The sequence below is a fragment of the Gemmobacter aquarius genome (assembly GCF_003060865.1).
GTDB classification, from domain to species: Bacteria; Pseudomonadota; Alphaproteobacteria; order Rhodobacterales; family Rhodobacteraceae; genus Paragemmobacter; species Paragemmobacter aquarius.
In genome coordinates this window covers 371,871-391,258 of record NZ_CP028918.1, presented here as the reverse complement: position 1 = coordinate 391,258, position 19,388 = coordinate 371,871, and the positions used below count along the sequence as shown (strand labels likewise).

The window sequence follows — 19,388 nt, the reverse complement described above, 5'->3', positions numbered from 1 at the left end:
AATCTGCGCCTCAGATACAGGCTAAGGCGCGGGAATTCAAGCGCGGGCGGCAGCGCGATAGGCCTGCGCCGCAAAGCAGCTGGCGGGCGGCGTCGAACCCGCAGCCCGCACCCCTAGCGCAGATGGCCGCGCAGGCTGCGGTTCACGTCGCCCCGACGCATCACGACAAGCATGATCACCACCGCAAGCGCAAGCCAGACCGTAAAGGGCAGGCCTCGCAGCCCGGATGCCACGCCAGTCGACTGCGGCCCGAACATCGACAGCACCAGACGCGCCAACATGTCACCCGGAACCGCCATCGCAGCTTCGAGGGGCTCAAACCAGCTTGCCTGTCCGGCAAGCGCCACGACCCCGGCCACATCGCCGCCGACCAGATGGTTGGCGACCACATCCAGCATCGGACGACGCGGCAGGATGCTGGCCAAGCCGCCGATCGCCGCACCCACCAGCCAGACCCCGCGCGTGGACCCGACACCAAGCCCCCGCGCAAGCACAGCGTCCAGTTCCATCCGCCTTTGCCGCAGGCCATGGCGGCGGGCGGCAACGTCGGCCCATTGCCGGTCGCCCGGTTGCAAGGCGGTCGAGATCGCCGCCGTCTCTTCCGCCTCGCGGTCCAGCGCATCGAGCGCAGCCAAGGCGCGCAAGGCGCGGCGGCGGGTCATCACCTGCCGCGCTTCGGCGAAAAGATGCGCCAACAGCAACAGCAGAAGGACGCCCGGCACGAGATAGGACAAAAGCGGCGGGGCAAGACCTGCCTCGCGGCCGGTCAGGAAGGGCCGGACAAAGGGCAAATCTTTTGACAGCCCGCGCCCGGCCTCGGCCGCCGCCAGTTCTGCCCGGTCGATCCAATAGGGCAGTTCCAGCGCACCGTTCAGCGCGATCACGGGCGCATCGCCGACCCTCGCTTGCGTCGCCTGTGACACATAGGCCTCGAAAGCCTGCGCGTCGGAATGCGATACGAACATCGCAGCCCGCGCACGGCTGCCCGTCGGCGCGGCAGGATCGACCAGCAGGTAAAGCCTGCCGGTCCCCGCCGGCAGCGCCACGTCTATGGCGGCATCGATCCGGGCGGCGAGGTTGACTTCGCCTCTTGGCTGATCCGGCACGAATTGCCCGAGCGCCACCTGTGCCGGTGGCGGCCCCGAAAGCGCCAAGGCGCTTTGCATCCGCTGTTGCTGCGACAGGATCAGGGCGTTGAGAAACAGCGCAAAAAGGCCCAAGGCCAGCAGCCCACCCATGAGCCGCCCGACCGCATACCGAAACTGGGACATGTTATCACTCGCACAAGAAAAACGGTTACCGGCGCAGACAACCATTCCGCCGGAACCGCAGCGCGACCGGTCTGCGGCAGGCGAGTGGTCTTTTCGGGGCAATTTCCGGGCCTAAACGCTTGATCCGTCGCAAATGGAAAACGCTCCGGACCATCGGCCCGGAGCGTTCGGATTTGCTGCGACCTTGCGGAATCAGCTTCCCAGTTCGGAAGCGATCTTGGACTGGGTCTTTGCCAGTTCCGGATCGGGAACCAGACCATAGGCTTCGAGCGGGCCACCGGAAGCGGCCATCTCGTCCGACACGAAGAATTCGGTGAATTCCTTGAGGCCGGGGATGATGCCGATATGCTGCTTCTTGATGTAGAGGAACAGCGGACGCGAGATCTTGTATTCACCCGAGGCGACGGTTCCACGCGAGGGCGTCACGCCCTTGAAATCGGCGACGCGCAGTTTGTCGGTGTTGTTCTCGTAGAACGCCAGACCGAAGACGCCGATGCCCTGCATGTTGGTCTGCAGCCGGGCGAGCGTTTCGGTGTAATCGCCGTCGATCTCGACCACACGTCCGTCGGTGCGCATCGCGATGCAGGCTTCTTTGGTCTTGTCCTTGTCACCAAGAGCGCGACGCGCCAGAACCTTGTCGGCTTTGAATGTCTTGCAGCCCGTTTCGATCACGTTCAGGTCGAACACTTCGCGCGTGCCGTGCTTGGAACCGGGGATGAAGGCGAGGATTTCCTGATCGGGCAGCGACGGATCGACGTCGGACCATTTCTGGAACGGGTTCGGAACGATCTTGCCGTTGATCACGACCTCGGCGGCAACTCCGTTGTACCACTGCGCCGGAGTAAAGTTGAAGGACGGGCCGTTGATGTCGGAGGCGAAGACGATGCCGTCATAGCCGATGCGGACTTCTTCGATGTCGGTAACGCCGTTCGCTTTGCAGCGAGAGGTTTCCGACTGCTTGATCTTGCGCGATGCGGTGGCGATGTCGGGGGTGTTCTCGCCCACGCCTTCGCAGAATTTCTTGATGCCGGCCGAGGTGCCGCCGCCTTCGACGACGGGGGTCGGGAAGCTGAAGTTTTCACCGAAGCCTTCGGCAACGATGGCGGCATAAGGCAGCACCGTGGACGAGCCGGAAACCTGCACCTGATCGCGCGCCGCAGCGGCAACCGTCATGCCAGCCAGCAGGGCGACCGACAGGGCGGCCTTTGAAACGAGTGTCATTGGATATTCTCCTTTGGAATTGGATCTCCGGCCCGCTGGTGCGGACCGGAGTGACACAACTGGGTGATCAGAATGCCATCGTGAGGCCGACGCTGACGTTGGCGTCTTTGGCTTCTTCCTTGGCGTAACCGGCCGAGAACACCAGGCCCGAACCGAAATCATGCGCGACGCCGAAGCCCGTTGCTTTGGTCGCCTTGATTTCGTCATCGCGGTAAAATGCGGTGAGGGTGTTGGTGCCGATGATATAGGTGCCATAGACCACGTACTGCGATTTGTCGTCGTCACGCTGGCCGTAAACGCCCTTCACTTCGAACTGGCCGTTGCCATAGCTGCCGCTCAGCACGGTCTGGCTGTTGACACCGTTGTCTTCGTAGCCGGCAGCGACCTTCCAGAATTCGGTCGTGTAGGCGACGCCGATGGCCGAATCGTCCTTGTTCGCGCTCGACCCGCTACCCGAGGCTGCGCCGGGGTTGCCGATCGACGCACTGAACGACAGCGCACCGCTGGTATAGGTGTAAAGCAGGTCCTTGCCCTTGCCGGTGTCGCCACCGGTCAGGAAGGTGAATTCCTGCAGTTTCTGCGTGTCGTCAAAGCCGATCGGCGCCAGCTGGGTGACGGCGGCCTGAACGGCGCCATCGGTATCGCCCATCGTCAGCTTGCCGTAATCGGGCATCTCGATGAAGACGGTTCCGGTGCCCTTGTCGGACGCAGCCGTATCAGCCGCTTCGTTGGCGCGGAACTGTGCGCCGAATTTCAGGCCGGAATCGGTTTCGCCCGAGAGCGAGAAACGGACGCGAGCGCGGCTGGAAAAGTTGTAGTCGCCGCCCTTGACCGAGGCAATGCCCATGCGTGCATCGCCGGAAAGCGAAACGTCGGCAAAGGCAGCGCCAGACGACGCGATGACGAGAGTTGAGACGAGCAGATATTTTTTCATTTTGGCCCCAGGCAAATCGAACCGGACTCCCTCAGTCCGATCAGCCCGCCGGATACCAATGCCGGGTAACGGGATTGTATCAAAAATCGGCAAAACCGATTTGGGCTTAAAAACCATGCCAAAGATATAGAGTGTGGCTTTCGGGCAACTCGGTTAAAACACCCAAAGAAAATTCATTCTGGTAATTAATCATTATTTTATATCGAATTTGCAATGGCTTGTGCCAATCCGTTCTTCCAAAGCAAGAAAAACAGGACGTCAAAAACAAAGCAATTTGGGTTAATTTCAACCGCACCGGCCGACTATGCAGCGGCAAACCGGACGCACCTGTACCACTGCCACCCGGCATCCGGTGTGGCACGCGGGAATCAGGCGGCGCCCGACGCATTTTCAGGCGCGGCGCATCGCGTAGTTCTAAGGGGAAAGGCTGGCAGGAGTTGGGGGACTCGAACCCACGACCCTCGGTTTTGGAGACCGATGCTCTACCAACTGAGCTAAACTCCTATGCCTGAGCGCGAGTTACGGCATGGGAGGGGAGAAATCAAGGGCCGAATGGGTGCTTGCCGCAGGGAAAACCGCGATCTATTGCTGCGGCCCGATTTCCTGCCAAAGGCCTTGCCCATGATCCCCGCCCGCTATGCCCCCGTCCTGTTCGGCTTCATCCTGTCGGGGTTGATGTCCTGCATCGTCTCGGGGCTGTCGACCTTTCGCACGCTGGGTCTGGGGCCGCATTTTCCGGCGCTCTGGGCGGGCAATTGGGCCGTATCATGGGCGCTGGCCTTTCCAACCGTGTTGATCGTCGCACCGCTGGCCCGCCGTGTTGTGGCGCGGCTGACGTCCTAAGCGAACAGCTTGGCCCACCAGCGCGGGCGTCTGCTGCGATAGCTATGCGCCACGGGGGCAAGGGCTTGCAGGTTCGGCCTGTCGAAAGCGCCGGTCACAAGGCCCACGGTCGGCGCATCGTCGACCGCGCCAAGGGTCGATCCGCACTGCGGGCAAAAGGCGCGGGACGATTGCGCCGAGGATCGCCAAAGCTGCGGTGCGCCGCCGGGCCCGTCCCAGACCACCGCCCCTGCCGGATATGTAACCCAGACCATCGCGGGCGCACCCGAATGGCGCTGGCACATATGGCACGAACAACTGTGCGGATGCCCGGGCGTCCCTGTTGCGGTAAAGCGGATATGCCCGCAAAGGCAGCCCCCCGTCAGCGTGGTCATCATGCCGCCCCCGTCCTGCAGATCGCGTCAGATATGGGATGTCACGGCAAAGAAAAAAGGCCCCGGTTCGCACCGGAGCCTTTCATCACACTTTGGCCGGGTGGCCCCGTCAGATCACTTGAGGATCTTCGAGACGACGCCTGCACCAACCGTGCGGCCGCCTTCACGGATGGCGAAGCGCAGCTTCTCTTCCATCGCGATCGGGGCGATCAGCTCGACGTTGAACTTCAGGTTGTCGCCCGGCATGACCATTTCGGTGCCTTCCGGCAGCTGGACCGTTCCCGTCACGTCGGTCGTGCGGAAGTAGAACTGCGGACGGTAGTTGGCGAAGAACGGCGTGTGGCGGCCGCCTTCTTCCTTGGTCAGGATGTAGGCTTCGGCTTCGAACTGGGTGTGCGGGTTCACCGACTTCGGCTTGCACAGCACCTGGCCACGTTCCACGCCTTCACGGTCGATGCCGCGCAGCAGCACGCCGACGTTGTCGCCGGCTTCACCGCGGTCGAGCAGTTTGCGGAACATTTCCACGCCCGTGCAGGTCGACTTCTTGGTGTCGCGGATGCCGACGATTTCGACTTCGTCGCCAACGTTGATCACGCCGCGCTCGATACGGCCGGTCACAACCGTGCCACGGCCCGAGATCGAGAACACGTCTTCGATCGGCATCAGGAAGGGCTGGTCGATGGCGCGTGCGGGCGTCGGGATATACGAATCGACAGCCGCCATCAGCGCGCGGATGCTGTCTTCACCGATGTCCTTGCGCTCGCCGATCATGGCCTGGTGGGCCGAACCCTTGACGATCGGAATGTCGTCGCCGGGGTATTCGTAGGACGAGAACAGCTCGCGCAGTTCCATTTCCACCAGTTCGATCAGTTCGGCGTCATCAACAAGGTCGACCTTGTTCATGTAGCAGACCATGTAGGGAATGCCGACCTGACGGCCGAGCAGGATGTGCTCGCGCGTTTGCGGCATCGGGCCGTCGGACGCGGCGCAAACCAGGATCGCGCCGTCCATCTGGGCAGCGCCGGTGATCATGTTCTTGACGTAGTCGGCGTGGCCGGGGCAGTCGACGTGGGCGTAGTGACGCGCTTCCGTCTCGTATTCCACGTGCGCGGTCGAGATCGTGATGCCGCGTGCCCGCTCTTCCGGCGCGCCGTCGATCTGGTCATAGGCGCGGAATTCGCCGAAATACTTGGTGATCGCCGCCGTCAGCGTCGTCTTGCCGTGGTCAACGTGGCCGATCGTGCCGATGTTGACGTGCGGTTTGTTCCGTTCAAACTTTGCCTTTGCCATGTCGGGCCTCGAATTGGGGGGCCGATGCGGCCCAATGCTACACGGGCGGCGACTTATGCCGCCGCAGGGGGAAAATCAAGCCGAAAGGCAAAAGCCAGCGGGGCCGCGCGATCAGTTCCCCGCCGTCACCGGAACGAGGCCTGTCGCCGATTCGGGCACAGGGCGCGGCACGGGGCGACTGCCCGCATCGGCGGGCGGCAAGGCGGGCGCGGTCATGTCGAATTCGGGCGCCTTGCGCGGGCCGGACGGTTTGTATCCCGGCGGCAGGCCGAACCATTCGGGGTTGTCGAGCAACCATTCCTCGACCCGTTTCACCGCATTGTAGGACAGCGCTTCCATCTGCTGCTCTTTGGTTCGGGTGATGCCCGTCCCGATGAAGGTTTCGCCCGAAAGGCTTTCGAACACGGTGATCTGCTTTCCCTCGGGGTTCAGCTTGGTCTGGCTCGCGTCGTCCCAGATGTTCGCCGTGACCACGAGCACCGATTTGGGCGCTGCGACGACCGGAATTCCCGGAGGCGCCAGAGCATAGCCGTCGACCGAAATGCCGACGTTGTAGAGTTTGGTCCCGTTGTAGCGGCCGAACCTGTCGGCCACGGCGGTTTTCATCACCGTTTCCCATTCGTCGGGCGTCGCATTGCGCGAGATCGGCACCTTCTGCACATTGTCGGCCACGACGATGTTCAACCCCAGCGCAAAGTTGCCCAAGGGCACCGGCGGCTCTTTTAGGTCGTTCTTCTGGCAAGCCGCAATAAAGGCAAGGCCAAGGCAGAGGGCCGTCAGACGAAGTGCGCGCATGGGTGATCCGGTTATGACTTTCGCGCAACGGGGCGCATGGCATGGATAGCCGCCCCTGCGCCGTGGCGCAATCGCGGCCTTTCCGAAAGCGCGCGACCGCCTATCTGAAGGGAAGCAAAAAGACGAGGCTCCCATGCTCGATTCCCCTGCACCTGCCCGCAAGCCCGTGCGCGTTCCCTTGGCGACCGAACCCTTGGGCGTGTTCGGCACGCTGAAAGCGGGGCGGCGCAACGTGCTGGAGCTGATCCCCGAAATCGCCACGCACGCGCCCATCGTGTCGGGGCGGACGGGCAAGCGCTGGCATATGGTCATGGACCCCGAGGCGCTCAAACGCATCCTGCGCGACAAGGTCGAGGACTATCCGAAGTCTGATGTGACCAAGCTGATTCTCGAACCCGGCATCGGCAAGTCGATGTTCGTGGCCGAAGGGCAGGAATGGCTGTGGCAACGCCGAGCGGCGGCACCGGTGTTCAGCCACCGCAACGTGGCCGCATTGGCGCCGGTGATGACGGCAGCGGCGGATCGGGCCGTGGCGCGGATCGCAGCGACGATGGGCCGCGCGGTCGACGTGTTCGACGAGATGGTGACGGCGACCTTCGAGGTGATTTCGGATGTGACATTTTCCGGCGGCGGCGGGTTCGACCGTGACGCGATCCACCGCTCGATCGAAAGCTACATAAGCCAGACGGCCAAGGTATCGTTGCTCGACGTGATCGGCGCGCCGACATGGCTGCCGCGCCCGTCGCGGATGCTGGCGCAATCGGGCGTGCGCGAGATGAAGCGCGTGGCCGACGGCGCAATCGACAAGCGGCGGGCCGAAGGGGGGCCGCAAATCCCCGATCTGCTCGACCTGATGATGGCGGGCGAAGACCCCAAAAGCGGACGGCGGATGACCACCGCCGAATTGCGCGACAACCTGCTGACCTTTATCGTCGCGGGCCACGAGACGACCGCGCTGACACTGGCATGGTCGCTTTACCTTTGCGCCTTCGACCAGTCGGTGCAGGACAAGGCGCGGGCCGAAGCGCAGGCGGTGCTTTCGGAGCGTGCTGCGACTGCGGACGATGTGATGGCCCTGCCCTATATCCGCAGCATCGTGGACGAGGCGTTGCGAATGTATCCGCCCGCCGCCTTCCTGTCGCGCACGGCGCAGGCGGATGACGCATTGTGCGGTCGCGAGGTGTTGCGCGGCGATACAGTCATCCTGCCGGTCTATGCCTTGCACCGTCACCACAAGCTCTGGCCCGATCCCGACCGTTTCGATCCCGACCGTTTTGCCGGCGGAAAGCCCGTCGAGCGCTTCGCCTATCTGCCGTTCGGTGACGGCCCGCGCATCTGCATCGGCCAGAACTTCGCGCTGCAGGAAGCGGTGATCATCCTTGCGACCCTGCTGTCGCGCTTCCGCTTCGATCCGGTGCAGGGGCGCGATCCGAAACCGGTGATGATCCTGACACTGCGGCCCGAGGGGGGCGTATGGTTAAAGGCGAGTGCTGCCTGATGTGACGCAACGGCAACGTGTGCAAAAAGTCCTGCGCGGTGTAATTGAAAATTCATATCTGATCGATATCTTCTGATGTGTCGTCACAAGCGGCCTGTAATCAGTATGTCGGTAACGAGTAGGCGTCCCGGATCGAGTGTTCCTCGGCTCCGGGCGTTTTCGTTTTGGGGCGTTTTCGTTTTGGGGGGTCAGGTAAATCTGTTGTCGCGGGGGAAACCACGCGGGGCCATAGCTCCCGCCGCGGCACGCGGGCCGGTCCACAGCGCCAGTTCCGTCTCGGTCCGGGTGCGCCCTGCGGGGTCTTTCCACGACAACCCGTCGGCCAGCGTAAAGGTGATCGCATCCGACAGGCCGCCGTCCTTGTATTTCTGGAGGCGCACGCCCTTGCCCTTGGCCATTTCGGGCAATTGCACCAGCGGGAAAACCAGCACCTTGCGGTTTTCACCGACCACGGCGACATGGTCACCCGAAACGCGGCGGCAGAGCGCCGTCTTGACCCCGTCGCGCACCGTCAGCACCGATTTGCCCGCCCGCGTCTGCGCCAGAACCTCGTCTGACGGCACGATGAATCCGTCACCGGCGGTGGATGCCACCAGCAGCTTTTCACCGGCGCGGAAGATCATCAGATCGGTGATTTCGCATTCGTTGGGCAGATCGACCATCAGGCGCACGGGTTCGCCCATGCCACGCCCGCCGGGCAGGTTGGCACCCAGCAGCGTGTAGAAGCGCCCGTTCGACCCGATGAGCAATATCTTGTCGGTGGTTTCGGCGTGGAACAGGAAGCGGCCTTCGTCGCCATCCTTGAACTTCACATCCGAATCCAGCGCGACATGGCCCTTCATCGCCCGTATCCAGCCCATTTTGGAACAGATCACGGTGATCGGTTCACGGTCGATCATCGCCTCGAACGGGACTTCCTCGGTGCTGCCCATATCGGCGAAATCGGTGCGGCGCTTGCCGACCTCGGTCCCCTTGCCGAATTTCTTGCGGATATCTTCCAGCTCCTCGCCGATCTTCTTCCACTGGCGACGGTCGCTTTCCAGAAGGTCGGCCAGATCGGCGCGTTCCTTCATCAATTCGTCGCGTTCGCGGTTCAGTTCGATCTCTTCCAGACGCCGCAACGACCGCAGGCGCATGTTCAGGATCGATTCGGCCTGCAACTCGGTCAGCTCGCCCTCGCCCGGGGCGGGGGGGATGTAATCCTTTTCGGTCATCGCCCGCTTGTGCGGTACGCCCCAGTCTTCGCGCATCAGCGCGGCCTTGGGGTCGTCGTCATAGCGGATGATGTCGATCACGCGGTCGAGGTTGAGGTAGGCGATGATCAGCCCTTCGAGCACCTCGAGCCGGTGGTCGATCTTTTCGACACGGTGGAACGACCGGCGTTTAAGAACATCGCGGCGGTGGTCGAGAAAGGCGCGCAACACCTCGCGCAGCGAGCAGACCTTTGGCACCTTGCCGTCGATCAGCACGTTCATGTTCAGCGCGAACCGCGTTTCGAGGTCGGTGTTGCGGAACAGCATCTGCATCAGCATGTCGGGTTCGACCGTCCGCGTGCGCGGTTCCAGCACGATCCGCACGTCATCGGCGGATTCGTCGCGCACATCGGCCAGCAGCGGCACCTTCTTGGTCTGGATCACCTCGGCCAGCTTTTCGATCAGCTTGGACTTGGCGACCTGATAGGGAATCTCGGTGACGATGATCTGCCACATGCCACGGCCAAGGTCTTCGACCTGCCATTTCGCCCGCAGCCGGAACGACCCGCGCCCGGTGCGATAGGCTTCGAGGATATTCTCGCGCGGTTCCACGATCACGCCGCCGGTGGGGAAATCGGGGCCGGGCACCATGGCCACCAGCGCGGCATGGTCCAGTTCGGGGTCTTTAAGCATCGCCTGACAGGCAGTGATCAACTCGTCGAGGTTATGGGGCGGAATGTTCGTCGCCATCCCCACCGCGATACCGCTGGACCCGTTGGCCAGCAGGTTCGGAAAGGCGGCGGGCATCACGATGGGCTCTTCCAGCGTGCCGTCGTAGTTCGGGCGGAAGTCGACCGCGTTTTCGGCCAGCCCCTCCATCAGGGTTTCGGCAATCGCGGTCAGGCGGGCTTCGGTGTAGCGGCTGGCGGCCGGATTGTCGCCGTCGATGTTGCCGAAATTGCCCTGCCCGTCGACCAGCGGGTAGCGCACGTTGAAATCCTGCGCGAGGCGCGCCATCGCATCATAGATCGCGGCATCGCCGTGGGGGTGATAGTTGCCCATCACGTCGCCCGAAATCTTGGCCGACTTGCGAAAGCCCCCCGTGGCCGAAAGCCTGAGTTCGCGCATGGCATAAAGGATGCGGCGGTGCACGGGCTTCAGCCCGTCGCGCGCATCGGGCAGGGCGCGGTGCATGATCGTGGACAGCGCATAGGTCAGATAGCGTTCACCGATGGCCCGCGAAAGCGGCTCGGACAGGGTCACGGACTGTGTATTGGGGTCTTCGGGCAAATCTGACATGGATGTTGTGTAATTCGCGCCACGCCTTCGGTCCAGCGCGAAAGCGAGGATGCCCACAACAAGCGTTGACCCGCGTCGCACCCTGCATGTTATGCAGCCCGAGTATGAGTCGCCGGAGTATGAGTCGTGTTCAGGTTGTTGGTTCTTTTGTGTGCGTCGCTCTATTCGTCGATGGTCATCTTTGGCGATGGCCCGGCCCGGACCGCCCGCTTTGCCGTGGAACAGGCAAGCGACGCGCCAGCCATCAGCGGGATCCGTGTTTTGCCCGCCCCGAAGCCTGTGGTTCGGGCGACGGCACCGCAAGAGGTATCGCTTGCGGCCTACACGCCGACCGCGCCTTCGCAAGCCACGCCAGACACTTTGACGGACACGTTGACCGACAGCGCCTTGTCCGCCGATGCGAACCTGCCCGCCAATGTGCAGCTGCGCTGGATCACCGCCGGAACCGCCAATGTCCGCAGCGAGCCGAACAAACGCAGCGCCCTTGCCGGAAAGGTCGGGCTTGGCGAAGCGGTCTATCTGATGTGGGCCGAACCGAACGGCTGGATGCGGGTCCGCTCGGCCACAGGCGACGTGACTGGATTCGTGCACAAAAGCCTGCTGACCGATCAGGCCCCCGCCACCGCGACGGTCGATCTGGCCACTGCCGACTGACCGTTTGGGCATTTGCCAAGACCGCCCCGACCGCCTAAGCAGACAGGGGTTCAGGGTCAGTCAGGCGGGTTTCATGCGGTCCATCCTTATCACCGGCTGCTCTTCCGGCATCGGGTACGACGCGGCGCAGGGCTTGCGCGCCCTTGGCTGGCGCGTCTTTGCCACCTGCCGGCAGGAAGCCGACTGCGAACGCCTGCGCGGCGAGGGGCTGGAGAGTTTCCGCCTCGACTATGCCGACGAATCCAGCATCGAATCCGCCGTGACTGAGGCCCTGTCGCGCACCGGAGGCAGGCTCGATGCGCTGTTCAACAACGGTGCCTTCGCCTGCCCCGGCGCGGTCGAAGACCTGCCGCGCGGCGCGCTGCGCGAGATTTTCGAGACCAACCTTTTCGGTTACCACGACCTGACGCGGCGGATCATTCCGGTGATGCGGGCGCAGGGGCATGGCCGCATCGTCAACTGCTCGTCGGTGCTTGGCCTTGTCGGCGCGAAATGGCGCGGGGCCTATGTCGCCACCAAATTCGCGATGGAGGGTCTAAGCGACGTGATGCGGATCGAGATGCGCGGCACCGGCATCCACACCATCCTGATAGAACCCGGCCCCATCGGCACGTTGATCCGCCAGAACGCCATCCCGCATTTCGAGAAATGGATCGACTGGGAAAATTCCGCCCGCCGCGCCGAATACGAAAGCCTGCGCGGGCGGCTTTACGAAAAGCGTGGGCCAGACCCTTTCGAACTGCCCGCCTCGGCTGTCACGCGGGCGCTGGTCAAGGCGCTGGACAGCCCGCGCCCCAAGGCGCGCTATTACGTCACGACGCCGACCTATCTGATGGGCTTCTTGCGGCGGATCCTGCCGACCTCGCTGCTCGACTGGGTGATTTCCAAAGGTTAGTGCCACTCGGGCGCAGAATAATCGTTTTCCCTTTCGCTTTTTGCCCGACAACCCCTAGATCACCGCCGAACGGAGGGACCACCATGCTGAACGATCCGCTTTTCATCCTCGCCTCGCTATCGGCGCTTGTCGTGCTCGCCATCCTGATGCTCGGGATCGGCAGCTTCGGCAAAGGCGGGGAATTCAACCGCAGACACGCGAACCGCATCATGCGCTACCGCATCGCGGCGCAAGCCGTGGCCGTGGTGCTGATTGTGACCTTCGCCTATTTCCATGGGGGCCGCTGATGGTCGTTCTGTCCAAGATTTACACGAAAACTGGCGATGCGGGCGAAACCGCGCTGGGCAACGGGGCGCGGGTGGCGAAACATTCGCTGCGCGTGTCGGCCTATGGCACGGTGGACGAGACGAACGCGACCGTGGGTCTTGCCCGCCAGCACGCGGAGGGCGAGATCGAACTGGCACTGGCCCGCATCTCGAACGACCTGTTCGACCTTGGCGCCGACCTCTGCACGCCCGACATGCACCTCGATTCCGCCCTGCCCTACACCCCTTTGCGGATACAAGAGGCACAGGTGCTGCGGCTGGAACGCGAGATCGACGCGATGAACACCAAACTTACGCCCCTGCGGTCCTTTATCCTGCCCGGCGGGTCACCCCTCGCCGCGCAACTGCACCTGTGCCGCACCGTATGCCGCCGCGCCGAGCGTCTGGTGGTCGAAACCGCCACGATGGAATCGGTCAATACCGAAGCGGTCAAATACCTCAACCGCTTGTCCGACTGGTTCTTCGTCGCGGGGCGTATCGCCAACAACGACGGCAAAGATGATGTCCTCTGGGTGCCCGGACTGACCCGCGAGGGCTGACCGGCAAGCATAACGCGACGTAGGGACGCGGTTTGCTGTCGCATTTGGTCTGTCGCAGCGCAGCGCAAGCGATTACTTAGGCTGTCGAGAGCTTGGATTGGGCCCCATGGGGCCGGAACATGGAGATTGCGCCGATGAAGGTCCTGGTGCCTGTCAAACGGGTGATCGACTATAACGTGAAGGTCCGTGTGAAAGCGGACGGATCGGGCGTCGATCTCGCCAACGTCAAGATGTCGATGAACCCCTTTGACGAGATCGCGGTGGAAGAGGCTATTCGCTTGCGCGAAAAGGGCATCGCGACCGAGGTCGTCGTCGTGTCCATCGGCGTGAAGCAAAGCCAGGAAACCCTGCGGACCGCGCTGGCCATGGGTGCCGACCGCGCGATCCTGATCGAGGCGACCGATAACGTGCATACCGACATCGAACCGCTTTCGGTGGCCAAGCTGCTCGCAGCCGTGGTCAAGGAAGAAGGTCCGGGTCTGGTCCTTTGTGGCAAGCAGGCCATCGACAATGACATGAACGCAACGGGGCAGATGCTTTCGGCGCTGCTCGGCTGGTCGCAGGCGACCTTTGCAAGCGAATTGGCGGTCGAGGGCGATCACGCCGTGATCACGCGCGAAGTCGACGGCGGTTTGCAGACCATCAAGGTCAAGATGCCGACCATCGTCACGGTCGACCTGCGCCTGAACGAGCCGCGCTATGCCAGCTTGCCCAACATCATGAAGGCCAAGGCCAAGCCGCTGGCGGTGAAGACCCCCGCCGATTACGGCGTGGACGTGGCCCCGCGCCTGACCGTGCTGAAGACGGTCGAACCGGCGGGCCGCAAGGCGGGCGTCAAGGTCGGCTCGGTGGCCGAGCTGATCGCGAAACTCAAAGACGAAGCAGGGGTGATCTGATGGCCGTTCTTCTTCTTGCCGATGTGAATGACGGCCAGTTGGCAACCGATGCCGTGGCCAAGACACTGGACGCCGTGGCTTCGCTTGGCGAAGTCCACGTTCTAGTCGCAGGCACGGGCGGCGCTGCCGCTGCCGAAGCGGCCAAGCTCGCGGGCGTGGCCAAGGTGCTGCATGCCGACGACGCAGCTTTTGACCATGGCATGGCCGAGTCGACCGCCGGGTTGATCGTGGCTTTGGCGGGCAACTACAGCCACATCGCCGGTGCTGCGACCGCGTTCTGCAAGAACGTCATGCCGCGCGTGGCGGCCTTGCTCGACGTGATGGTGATCTCGGACGTGACCGCCGTGATCGACGCCGACACCTTCGAGCGCCCGATCTATGCCGGCAATGCCGTGCAGACGGTGAAATCGTCGGACGCCAAAAAGGTGATGACCGTGCGGACCGCAGGCTTCACCGCTGTTGCTGCGGACGGCTCGGCTGCGGTCGAGAAAATCGCCATTGCCGCTGACGGGTCGCTGTCTTCGTGGGTCGAGGACAAGGTGGCGACGTCGGATCGCCCCGAACTCACCTCGGCGGGCATCGTCGTTTCGGGCGGGCGCGGTCTGGGGTCGCAGGAAAACTTCGCGCTGGTCGAAAAACTGGCCGACAAGCTGGGAGCAGCCGTCGGTGCCAGCCGTGCGGCGGTGGACAGCGGCTATGCCCCGAACGACTGGCAGGTCGGTCAGACCGGCAAGGTGGTGGCACCCACGCTCTACATCGCCTTGGGGATTTCCGGCGCGATCCAGCACCTTGCGGGGATGAAGGATTCGAAAGTCATCGTCGCCATCAACAAGGACGAGGAAGCGCCGATCTTTCAGGTCGCCGATTACGGGTTGGTGGGCGATCTGTTCACGCTCGTCCCCGAGATGATCGAAAAGCTCTGAGCTTTCGGAAACCTACCGAAAGGCGCGACGGGAAACCGCCGCGCCTTTTGCTTGCGTTGGCTGGGTGGGTGAATCACCCACCCTACAACAGCGCCCCGTAGGGTGGGTGATTCACCCACCCAGCCCGAGCAACCCCGCAAGAACCGGCTCGACAGCCGCCGCAACCTCGGCATGTTGCATCGGCCCCGGCATTGCCCGCGCCGCCGCTTCCGCCATCGCCGGATAGACCATGCCCGCCACCCCCTGCGTCTGCGCCCTGTCGCTATAGACCACCTGGACCAGCCCCGCCCCGCGCTGCACCAGCGCATCAAGCATCGCCCGCGTCACCAGCATCGGCTCATCCTCGGGCACGGGCCGCGCCGCGTCTGGCCCCTGCCCCGCCATCCAGACCAGTACCACGCGTGCCCCCAGACGCGGCAACAGCGCGATCATCCGCGCCAGCCATGCCGCCCGCAACTCCTCGGCCACGATGGCAAACTTTTCCGGCGAGGCGCGGTAAAGCGATTGCATCATGTGGCGGGTAAAGGTGAACTCGGTGAAATCGATCTCACGGTAGATCGAGGCCAGCAGCGGCGAGGCACGCAGGAACCGGTCATTCCGGCGCGGATGCACCGAATAGAAGCGGTTGGTCAGGTTCTGGGCGCCTGTCACCTGCACCAGCGTCACCCGCGCCTGCGCGGCGATTTCAGGGATAGCCCCATCCCCCGCCCATGCATCCGGCCCCGCGTTCACCGCGCCAAGGTTGACGACCGGCACCCCCAACGCCTGTTGCAAAAGCGCGGGCCAAGGCTCGGCCACGAACTTGCCATAGGTTTCACCCCCGCCCAGCACAGCGACATAGGGCGCGGCAAGATCGCGCCTTGGTCCCCGGAACAGCAGTTTCGAACGCCCGTAACGGCATGGAAAATAGTCGAGCGACATCTCGCCCGGAAAAGCAAAGCTCATCCCGCACACCTGCATTGCAACACACCCGCGCCCAGCTTTGGCGCCGATCCGTCAAGAAAGCGTAAAGCCGCACCGCCGTGGCCTTGCGCCGAAGGGCTTGGGATGCATAAGGTTTTCACGAAATTCGTGAAGGAAGGTGACGTTATGGCAGAGATCCGCACGGTCGGGATCGTCGGCGCAGGCCAGATGGGCAACGGCATCGCCCATGTCTTCGCGCTTGCAGGCTATGACGTACTGCTGACCGACATCAGCCAGACCAGCCTTGACAAGGCCATCGCCACAATCGACCGGAACATCGAACGGCAGGTCACGCGCGGCAAGGTGACGGCTGACGACAAAGCCGCCGCAATGGGCCGGATCAAGACGACGCTCACGCTAGCCGATGTCGGCCCGACCGACCTGATCATCGAAGCCGCGACCGAACGCGAGACGGTGAAACAGGCGATCTTTGAAGACCTTCTGCCGCATCTGAAACCGTCGACGATCCTGACATCGAACACCTCGTCGATCTCGATCACGCGGCTTGCCAGCCGGACCGACCGGCCCGAAAAGTTCATGGGGTTCCACTTCATGAACCCCGTGCCGGTGATGCAGCTGGTCGAACTGATCCGCGGCATCGCCACCGATGCCGAGACATGGGACACGCTGCACGGGGTGGTGCGAAAGCTCGGCAAGACGGCGGCGAGTGCCGAGGATTTCCCCGCCTTTATCGTCAACCGCATCCTGATGCCGATGATAAACGAGGCGGTCTACACGCTGTATGAAGGCGTCGGGAACGTCAAATCCATCGACGAATCGCTGAAACTCGGCGCGAACCATCCGATGGGGCCGCTTGAACTGGCCGATTTCATCGGGCTGGACACCTGCCTTGCCATCATGAACGTGCTGCATGACGGGCTGGCCGACACCAAATACCGCCCCTGCCCGCTGCTGACCAAATATGTCGAAGCAGGCTGGCTGGGCCGCAAGACGCAGCGCGGCTTTTACGACTATCGCGGCGAGGTGCCGGTTCCGACGCGTTGACGGCCATGACAAAAGCGCCAACCTCTCGCGTGGACAAACTGCTGTCCTCGATGGCCTACGGTTCGCGCAGCGAGATGGCGCGGCTGGCCAAGGCGGGGGGGATCGTGCTTGACGGCGTGGAACTGGCCGATGCCAGCGCGCGCATCGCCGTGACGCCCGACCTGCCCAAGCGGATGCAAATCGACGGCGAACCGCTCGACCCGCTGCAAGGTATGGTGATCCTGCTTCACAAGCCTTTGGGGATGACCTGTTCGCACAAGGAAGACGGGCCCATCGTCTATGATCTTCTGCCCAAACGCTGGCGCGGGCGCGATCCGGCGATCTCGACCATCGGGCGGCTCGACAAGCAGACTTCGGGGCTTTTGCTCATGACCGATGACGGGGCGCTCTTGCACCGCATCATCAGCCCCAAGCGGCATGTCGAAAAGACCTATCGTGCAAGGCTGGCCCGCCCGCTGACGGGCAACGAGGCGGCGGTCTTCGCTTCGGGCCGCTTGATGCTGGAGGGTGAGGAAAAACCCCTTGTTCCGGCTGGATTGGAAGTGATGTCACCGACCGAAGCCCTGCTGACCGTGACCGAGGGGCGCTATCATCAGGTGCGCCGCATGTTCGCGGCCGTGGGCAACCATGTCGAGGCGCTGCACCGTGAACGGCTGGGCGGGCTGACCCTGCCCGACGGGCTGGCTGCGGGGCAATGGCGGTTGTTGGGAACAGAAGAAATCTCGCTGATCTTCAGCTAGGTTTGAACCGGACCAAGATTTTTCTGCGAAAACTTGAAGACGCGCTCCGAAGATCCTTCGCAGAAGCATCGGTGTCGTCGATCTTTCGCAGAAAAATCGTGGCCGACGGCTGTCAGGCGCTGTGCTTCAGCCCGAGCGTGTGCGCGCGCAACCATGCGAGGAAACCGCGCGGATTGCCCTCCCATTTCTTCAGTTCTTCCGCCGGAATCGGCGCACCGATGACGGGGCGGGTCGGCTTGAACAGGCAGCGCTTGATCTCATACAGCAATAATCCTTGCCGGATCGTGTCGCTGATCTTGTTGGCGATCAGGAATGTGCGCGAATTCTGGCCCGGAAAATAAACCGGCAGGATCGTCGCACCCGATGATTTGACGATCTTGTGGGTAAAGACGTTCCATTCGCTTTCGACTGCCGGACCCCACCAGCCTTCGGACATCGCGACCTTGCCCGCCGGAAACAGGATGATGACCCCGCCTGCCCGCAGATGCTTCATCGTCTCGTCGCGCATCTGCAAGCCCAGTTCGCGGGCGTTGTCTTCATGCGGGAAGGGCACGGGGATCATGAATTCCGCAACCTCGGGGATGCCCGTCAAAAGGCTGCGCGTCAAAATCTTGAAATCCGGTCGAACGCGGTTGACCAGTTCTGCCAGCACCATGCCGTCGACCAGCCCCGACGGGTGGTTCGACACCACGACAAGCGGACCGGTGGGCGGTATCAGCGCAATCTCTTCGGGCGGCGTCTGGATGGTGATTCCCATCTGGCGGATCGCCTTGGGCCAGAAGGGCGAACCAAAAGGCGCGCCCGACCGTTCGAACTGCCGGATCAGCCGCAGAAGCGTGATCTTGGCAGTGGTCCATTCGATGGCGCGGATGGTCGCGGCCTTGAACGGGTTCTTGAACGTGCCCGCATAGGAGAGGCGGCGCATGTCATAGGGCTTGCCGCCACCGTCATCCCGTCGCACTGCGACAGGCTCCGTTTTGTTGTGCGACGTCTCGATCACCCGTTATGCGCCTTTACCTTCGCCCGACGCGTCTCAGTAGTCTTCGCCGAAGCGGTTTGCAACCAGCGCCTCCAGCGCGTCGGCCAGCATCTCGGCCTGAGTGCCGCTTGTCGTGACGTCAATCGAGGTTCCGCGCGATGCGGCAAGCATCAAAAGCCCCATGATCGAGTCGCCCGAAACCGTCATTCCATCCTTGGTCACGGCCGCCTGCGCGTCATGCTGTTCGACGACTTCGACGAATTTGGCCGAGGCCCGCGCATGCAGGCCCTTTTCATTGATGATCCGAAGGGTTTTCGACGTCACTCTGGCCTCATCCATCCGCTGCGGGTCACGCACCGCTGCCCAAGTCCAGACTGTTGATATACTTGCGCCCCGCGTCAAGCGCGGCGGCCACGGCATCGGGCACCGACATGTCGCGCGATTTGGCCAGCTTGATCAGCATCGGCAGATTCGCGCCATAGACGATCCGGCGATCGCGCCCGCAACAGGCCATCAGCGACAGGTTCGACGGCGAGCCACCGAACATGTCGGTCACAACGACCACACCTTGCCCCAGATCGACAGAATCAGCCGCATCGCAGATCTCGGCCTGTTTGGCGCTGCGATCATGTTCGTCCTCGATGGCGATGGCGCGCATCGCATCCTGTTTACCGACGACATGTTCGACCGCCGAGAGATATTCCCGTGCAAGGCCGCCATGCGCCACGATCACGATACCGATCACGCGCC

At 63.0% G+C, this 19,388-nt stretch carries 21 protein-coding genes and 1 tRNA gene; 10 read left to right on the top strand and 12 right to left on the bottom strand.

The window, feature by feature from the left end:
* Window positions 1-113: 113 nt before the first annotated feature.
* From HYN69_RS01845 to HYN69_RS01830, 4 genes are all read right to left on the bottom strand, one after another.
* Window positions 114-1,271, bottom strand: a complete 1,158-nt coding sequence (locus HYN69_RS01845) for a hypothetical protein (RefSeq protein WP_159082326.1) — start codon at window positions 1,269-1,271, stop codon at window positions 114-116.
* Between the two features lie 192 nt (window positions 1,272-1,463).
* Window positions 1,464-2,492 carry a substrate-binding domain-containing protein gene (locus HYN69_RS01840; RefSeq protein ID WP_108434242.1) on the bottom strand — a complete coding sequence of 343 codons (1,029 nt, stop codon included), beginning with the start codon at window positions 2,490-2,492 and terminating at the stop codon, window positions 1,464-1,466.
* 67 nt (window positions 2,493-2,559) lie between these two features.
* Window positions 2,560-3,426, bottom strand: a complete 867-nt coding sequence (locus tag HYN69_RS01835; RefSeq protein ID WP_159082325.1) for a porin — start codon at window positions 3,424-3,426, stop codon at window positions 2,560-2,562.
* A 428-nt stretch (window positions 3,427-3,854) separates the two neighbouring features.
* A tRNA-Trp gene (locus HYN69_RS01830) sits at window positions 3,855-3,930 on the bottom strand.
* Between the two features lie 117 nt (window positions 3,931-4,047).
* Here HYN69_RS01830 and HYN69_RS01825 point away from each other — a divergent pair.
* The gene (locus HYN69_RS01825; protein ID WP_108436980.1) at window positions 4,048-4,269 is read left to right on the top strand and encodes a DUF2798 domain-containing protein; all 222 of its coding nucleotides are present in this window, start codon (window positions 4,048-4,050) and stop codon (window positions 4,267-4,269) included.
* On the opposite strand, the gene HYN69_RS01820 is transcribed toward HYN69_RS01825, so the two are convergent.
* The 3 genes from HYN69_RS01820 to HYN69_RS01810 all read right to left on the bottom strand — a co-directional run bounded on the left by HYN69_RS01820 (window position 4,266) and on the right by HYN69_RS01810 (window position 6,728).
* Window positions 4,266-4,643 (bottom strand): GFA family protein, encoded by a 378-nt coding sequence (locus HYN69_RS01820; protein WP_456238444.1) that lies wholly within the window; start codon window positions 4,641-4,643, stop codon window positions 4,266-4,268. The two genes, HYN69_RS01825 and HYN69_RS01820, sit on opposite strands and share 4 nt — an antisense overlap.
* Before the next feature lie 114 nt (window positions 4,644-4,757).
* A complete protein-coding gene (gene tuf, locus HYN69_RS01815; protein WP_108434239.1) occupies window positions 4,758-5,933 on the bottom strand; it encodes an elongation factor Tu in 1,176 nt (391 codons plus the stop codon).
* A 111-nt stretch (window positions 5,934-6,044) separates the two neighbouring features.
* On the bottom strand, window positions 6,045-6,728 hold the full coding sequence (locus HYN69_RS01810; RefSeq protein WP_230426460.1) for a hypothetical protein: 684 nt from the start codon (window positions 6,726-6,728) through the stop codon (window positions 6,045-6,047).
* A 133-nt stretch (window positions 6,729-6,861) separates the two neighbouring features.
* Between HYN69_RS01810 and HYN69_RS01805 the strand changes: the two genes are divergently transcribed.
* A complete protein-coding gene (locus HYN69_RS01805; RefSeq protein ID WP_108434238.1) occupies window positions 6,862-8,226 on the top strand; it encodes a cytochrome P450 in 1,365 nt (454 codons plus the stop codon).
* 188 nt (window positions 8,227-8,414) lie between these two features.
* Here the strand turns inward: HYN69_RS01805 and HYN69_RS01800 are convergent, their stop codons facing one another.
* Entirely contained in the window at window positions 8,415-10,718 is a 2,304-nt protein-coding gene (locus tag HYN69_RS01800) for a DNA topoisomerase IV subunit A (protein ID WP_108434237.1), read from the bottom strand.
* Between the two features lie 126 nt (window positions 10,719-10,844).
* Here HYN69_RS01800 and HYN69_RS01795 point away from each other — a divergent pair, with 126 nt between their 5' ends.
* From HYN69_RS01795 to HYN69_RS01770, 6 genes are all read left to right on the top strand, one after another.
* A complete protein-coding gene (locus tag HYN69_RS01795; RefSeq protein ID WP_108434236.1) occupies window positions 10,845-11,372 on the top strand; it encodes an SH3 domain-containing protein in 528 nt (175 codons plus the stop codon).
* A gap of 73 nt (window positions 11,373-11,445) precedes the next feature.
* Window positions 11,446-12,267, top strand: coding sequence for an SDR family NAD(P)-dependent oxidoreductase (locus tag HYN69_RS01790; RefSeq protein ID WP_108434235.1), 822 nt, complete (start codon window positions 11,446-11,448; stop codon window positions 12,265-12,267).
* 83 nt (window positions 12,268-12,350) lie between these two features.
* Entirely contained in the window at window positions 12,351-12,554 is a 204-nt protein-coding gene (locus HYN69_RS01785; protein WP_108434234.1) for a twin transmembrane helix small protein, read from the top strand.
* Complete coding sequence (locus HYN69_RS01780) at window positions 12,554-13,132, top strand: cob(I)yrinic acid a,c-diamide adenosyltransferase (RefSeq protein WP_108434233.1); 579 nt, start codon at window positions 12,554-12,556, stop codon at window positions 13,130-13,132. The genes HYN69_RS01785 and HYN69_RS01780 overlap by 1 nt, the downstream gene beginning before the upstream one ends.
* A 134-nt stretch (window positions 13,133-13,266) precedes the next feature.
* Window positions 13,267-14,028 carry an electron transfer flavoprotein subunit beta/FixA family protein gene (locus tag HYN69_RS01775; protein ID WP_108436979.1) on the top strand — a complete coding sequence of 254 codons (762 nt, stop codon included), beginning with the start codon at window positions 13,267-13,269 and terminating at the stop codon, window positions 14,026-14,028.
* Window positions 14,028-14,951 (top strand): electron transfer flavoprotein subunit alpha/FixB family protein, encoded by a 924-nt coding sequence (locus HYN69_RS01770; protein ID WP_108434232.1) that lies wholly within the window; start codon window positions 14,028-14,030, stop codon window positions 14,949-14,951. Before HYN69_RS01775 ends, HYN69_RS01770 begins: the two co-directional genes overlap by 1 nt.
* A 111-nt stretch (window positions 14,952-15,062) precedes the next feature.
* On the opposite strand, the gene HYN69_RS01765 is transcribed toward HYN69_RS01770, so the two are convergent.
* Entirely contained in the window at window positions 15,063-15,896 is an 834-nt protein-coding gene (locus HYN69_RS01765; RefSeq protein ID WP_108434231.1) for a DUF6473 family protein, read from the bottom strand.
* Window positions 15,897-16,040: 144 nt separating this feature from the next.
* Between HYN69_RS01765 and HYN69_RS01760 the strand changes: the two genes are divergently transcribed.
* Both HYN69_RS01760 and HYN69_RS01755 read left to right on the top strand, forming a co-directional pair.
* A complete protein-coding gene (locus HYN69_RS01760; protein ID WP_108436978.1) occupies window positions 16,041-16,919 on the top strand; it encodes a 3-hydroxybutyryl-CoA dehydrogenase in 879 nt (292 codons plus the stop codon).
* A 29-nt stretch (window positions 16,920-16,948) separates the two neighbouring features.
* Window positions 16,949-17,659, top strand: a complete 711-nt coding sequence (locus tag HYN69_RS01755; RefSeq protein WP_230426459.1) for a 16S rRNA pseudouridine(516) synthase — start codon at window positions 16,949-16,951, stop codon at window positions 17,657-17,659.
* A gap of 112 nt (window positions 17,660-17,771) precedes the next feature.
* Here the strand turns inward: HYN69_RS01755 and HYN69_RS01750 are convergent, their stop codons facing one another.
* From HYN69_RS01750 to HYN69_RS01740, 3 genes are read right to left on the bottom strand one after another with little or no spacing between them, the layout of a single operon-like run.
* Complete coding sequence (locus HYN69_RS01750; protein WP_407925239.1) at window positions 17,772-18,659, bottom strand: lysophospholipid acyltransferase family protein; 888 nt, start codon at window positions 18,657-18,659, stop codon at window positions 17,772-17,774.
* A 33-nt stretch (window positions 18,660-18,692) separates the two neighbouring features.
* Complete coding sequence (locus HYN69_RS01745; RefSeq protein ID WP_108434229.1) at window positions 18,693-18,977, bottom strand: HPr family phosphocarrier protein; 285 nt, start codon at window positions 18,975-18,977, stop codon at window positions 18,693-18,695.
* Between the two features lie 10 nt (window positions 18,978-18,987).
* Window positions 18,988-19,383, bottom strand: coding sequence for a PTS sugar transporter subunit IIA (locus tag HYN69_RS01740; protein ID WP_108434228.1), 396 nt, complete (start codon window positions 19,381-19,383; stop codon window positions 18,988-18,990).
* Window positions 19,384-19,388 lie beyond the last annotated feature (5 nt).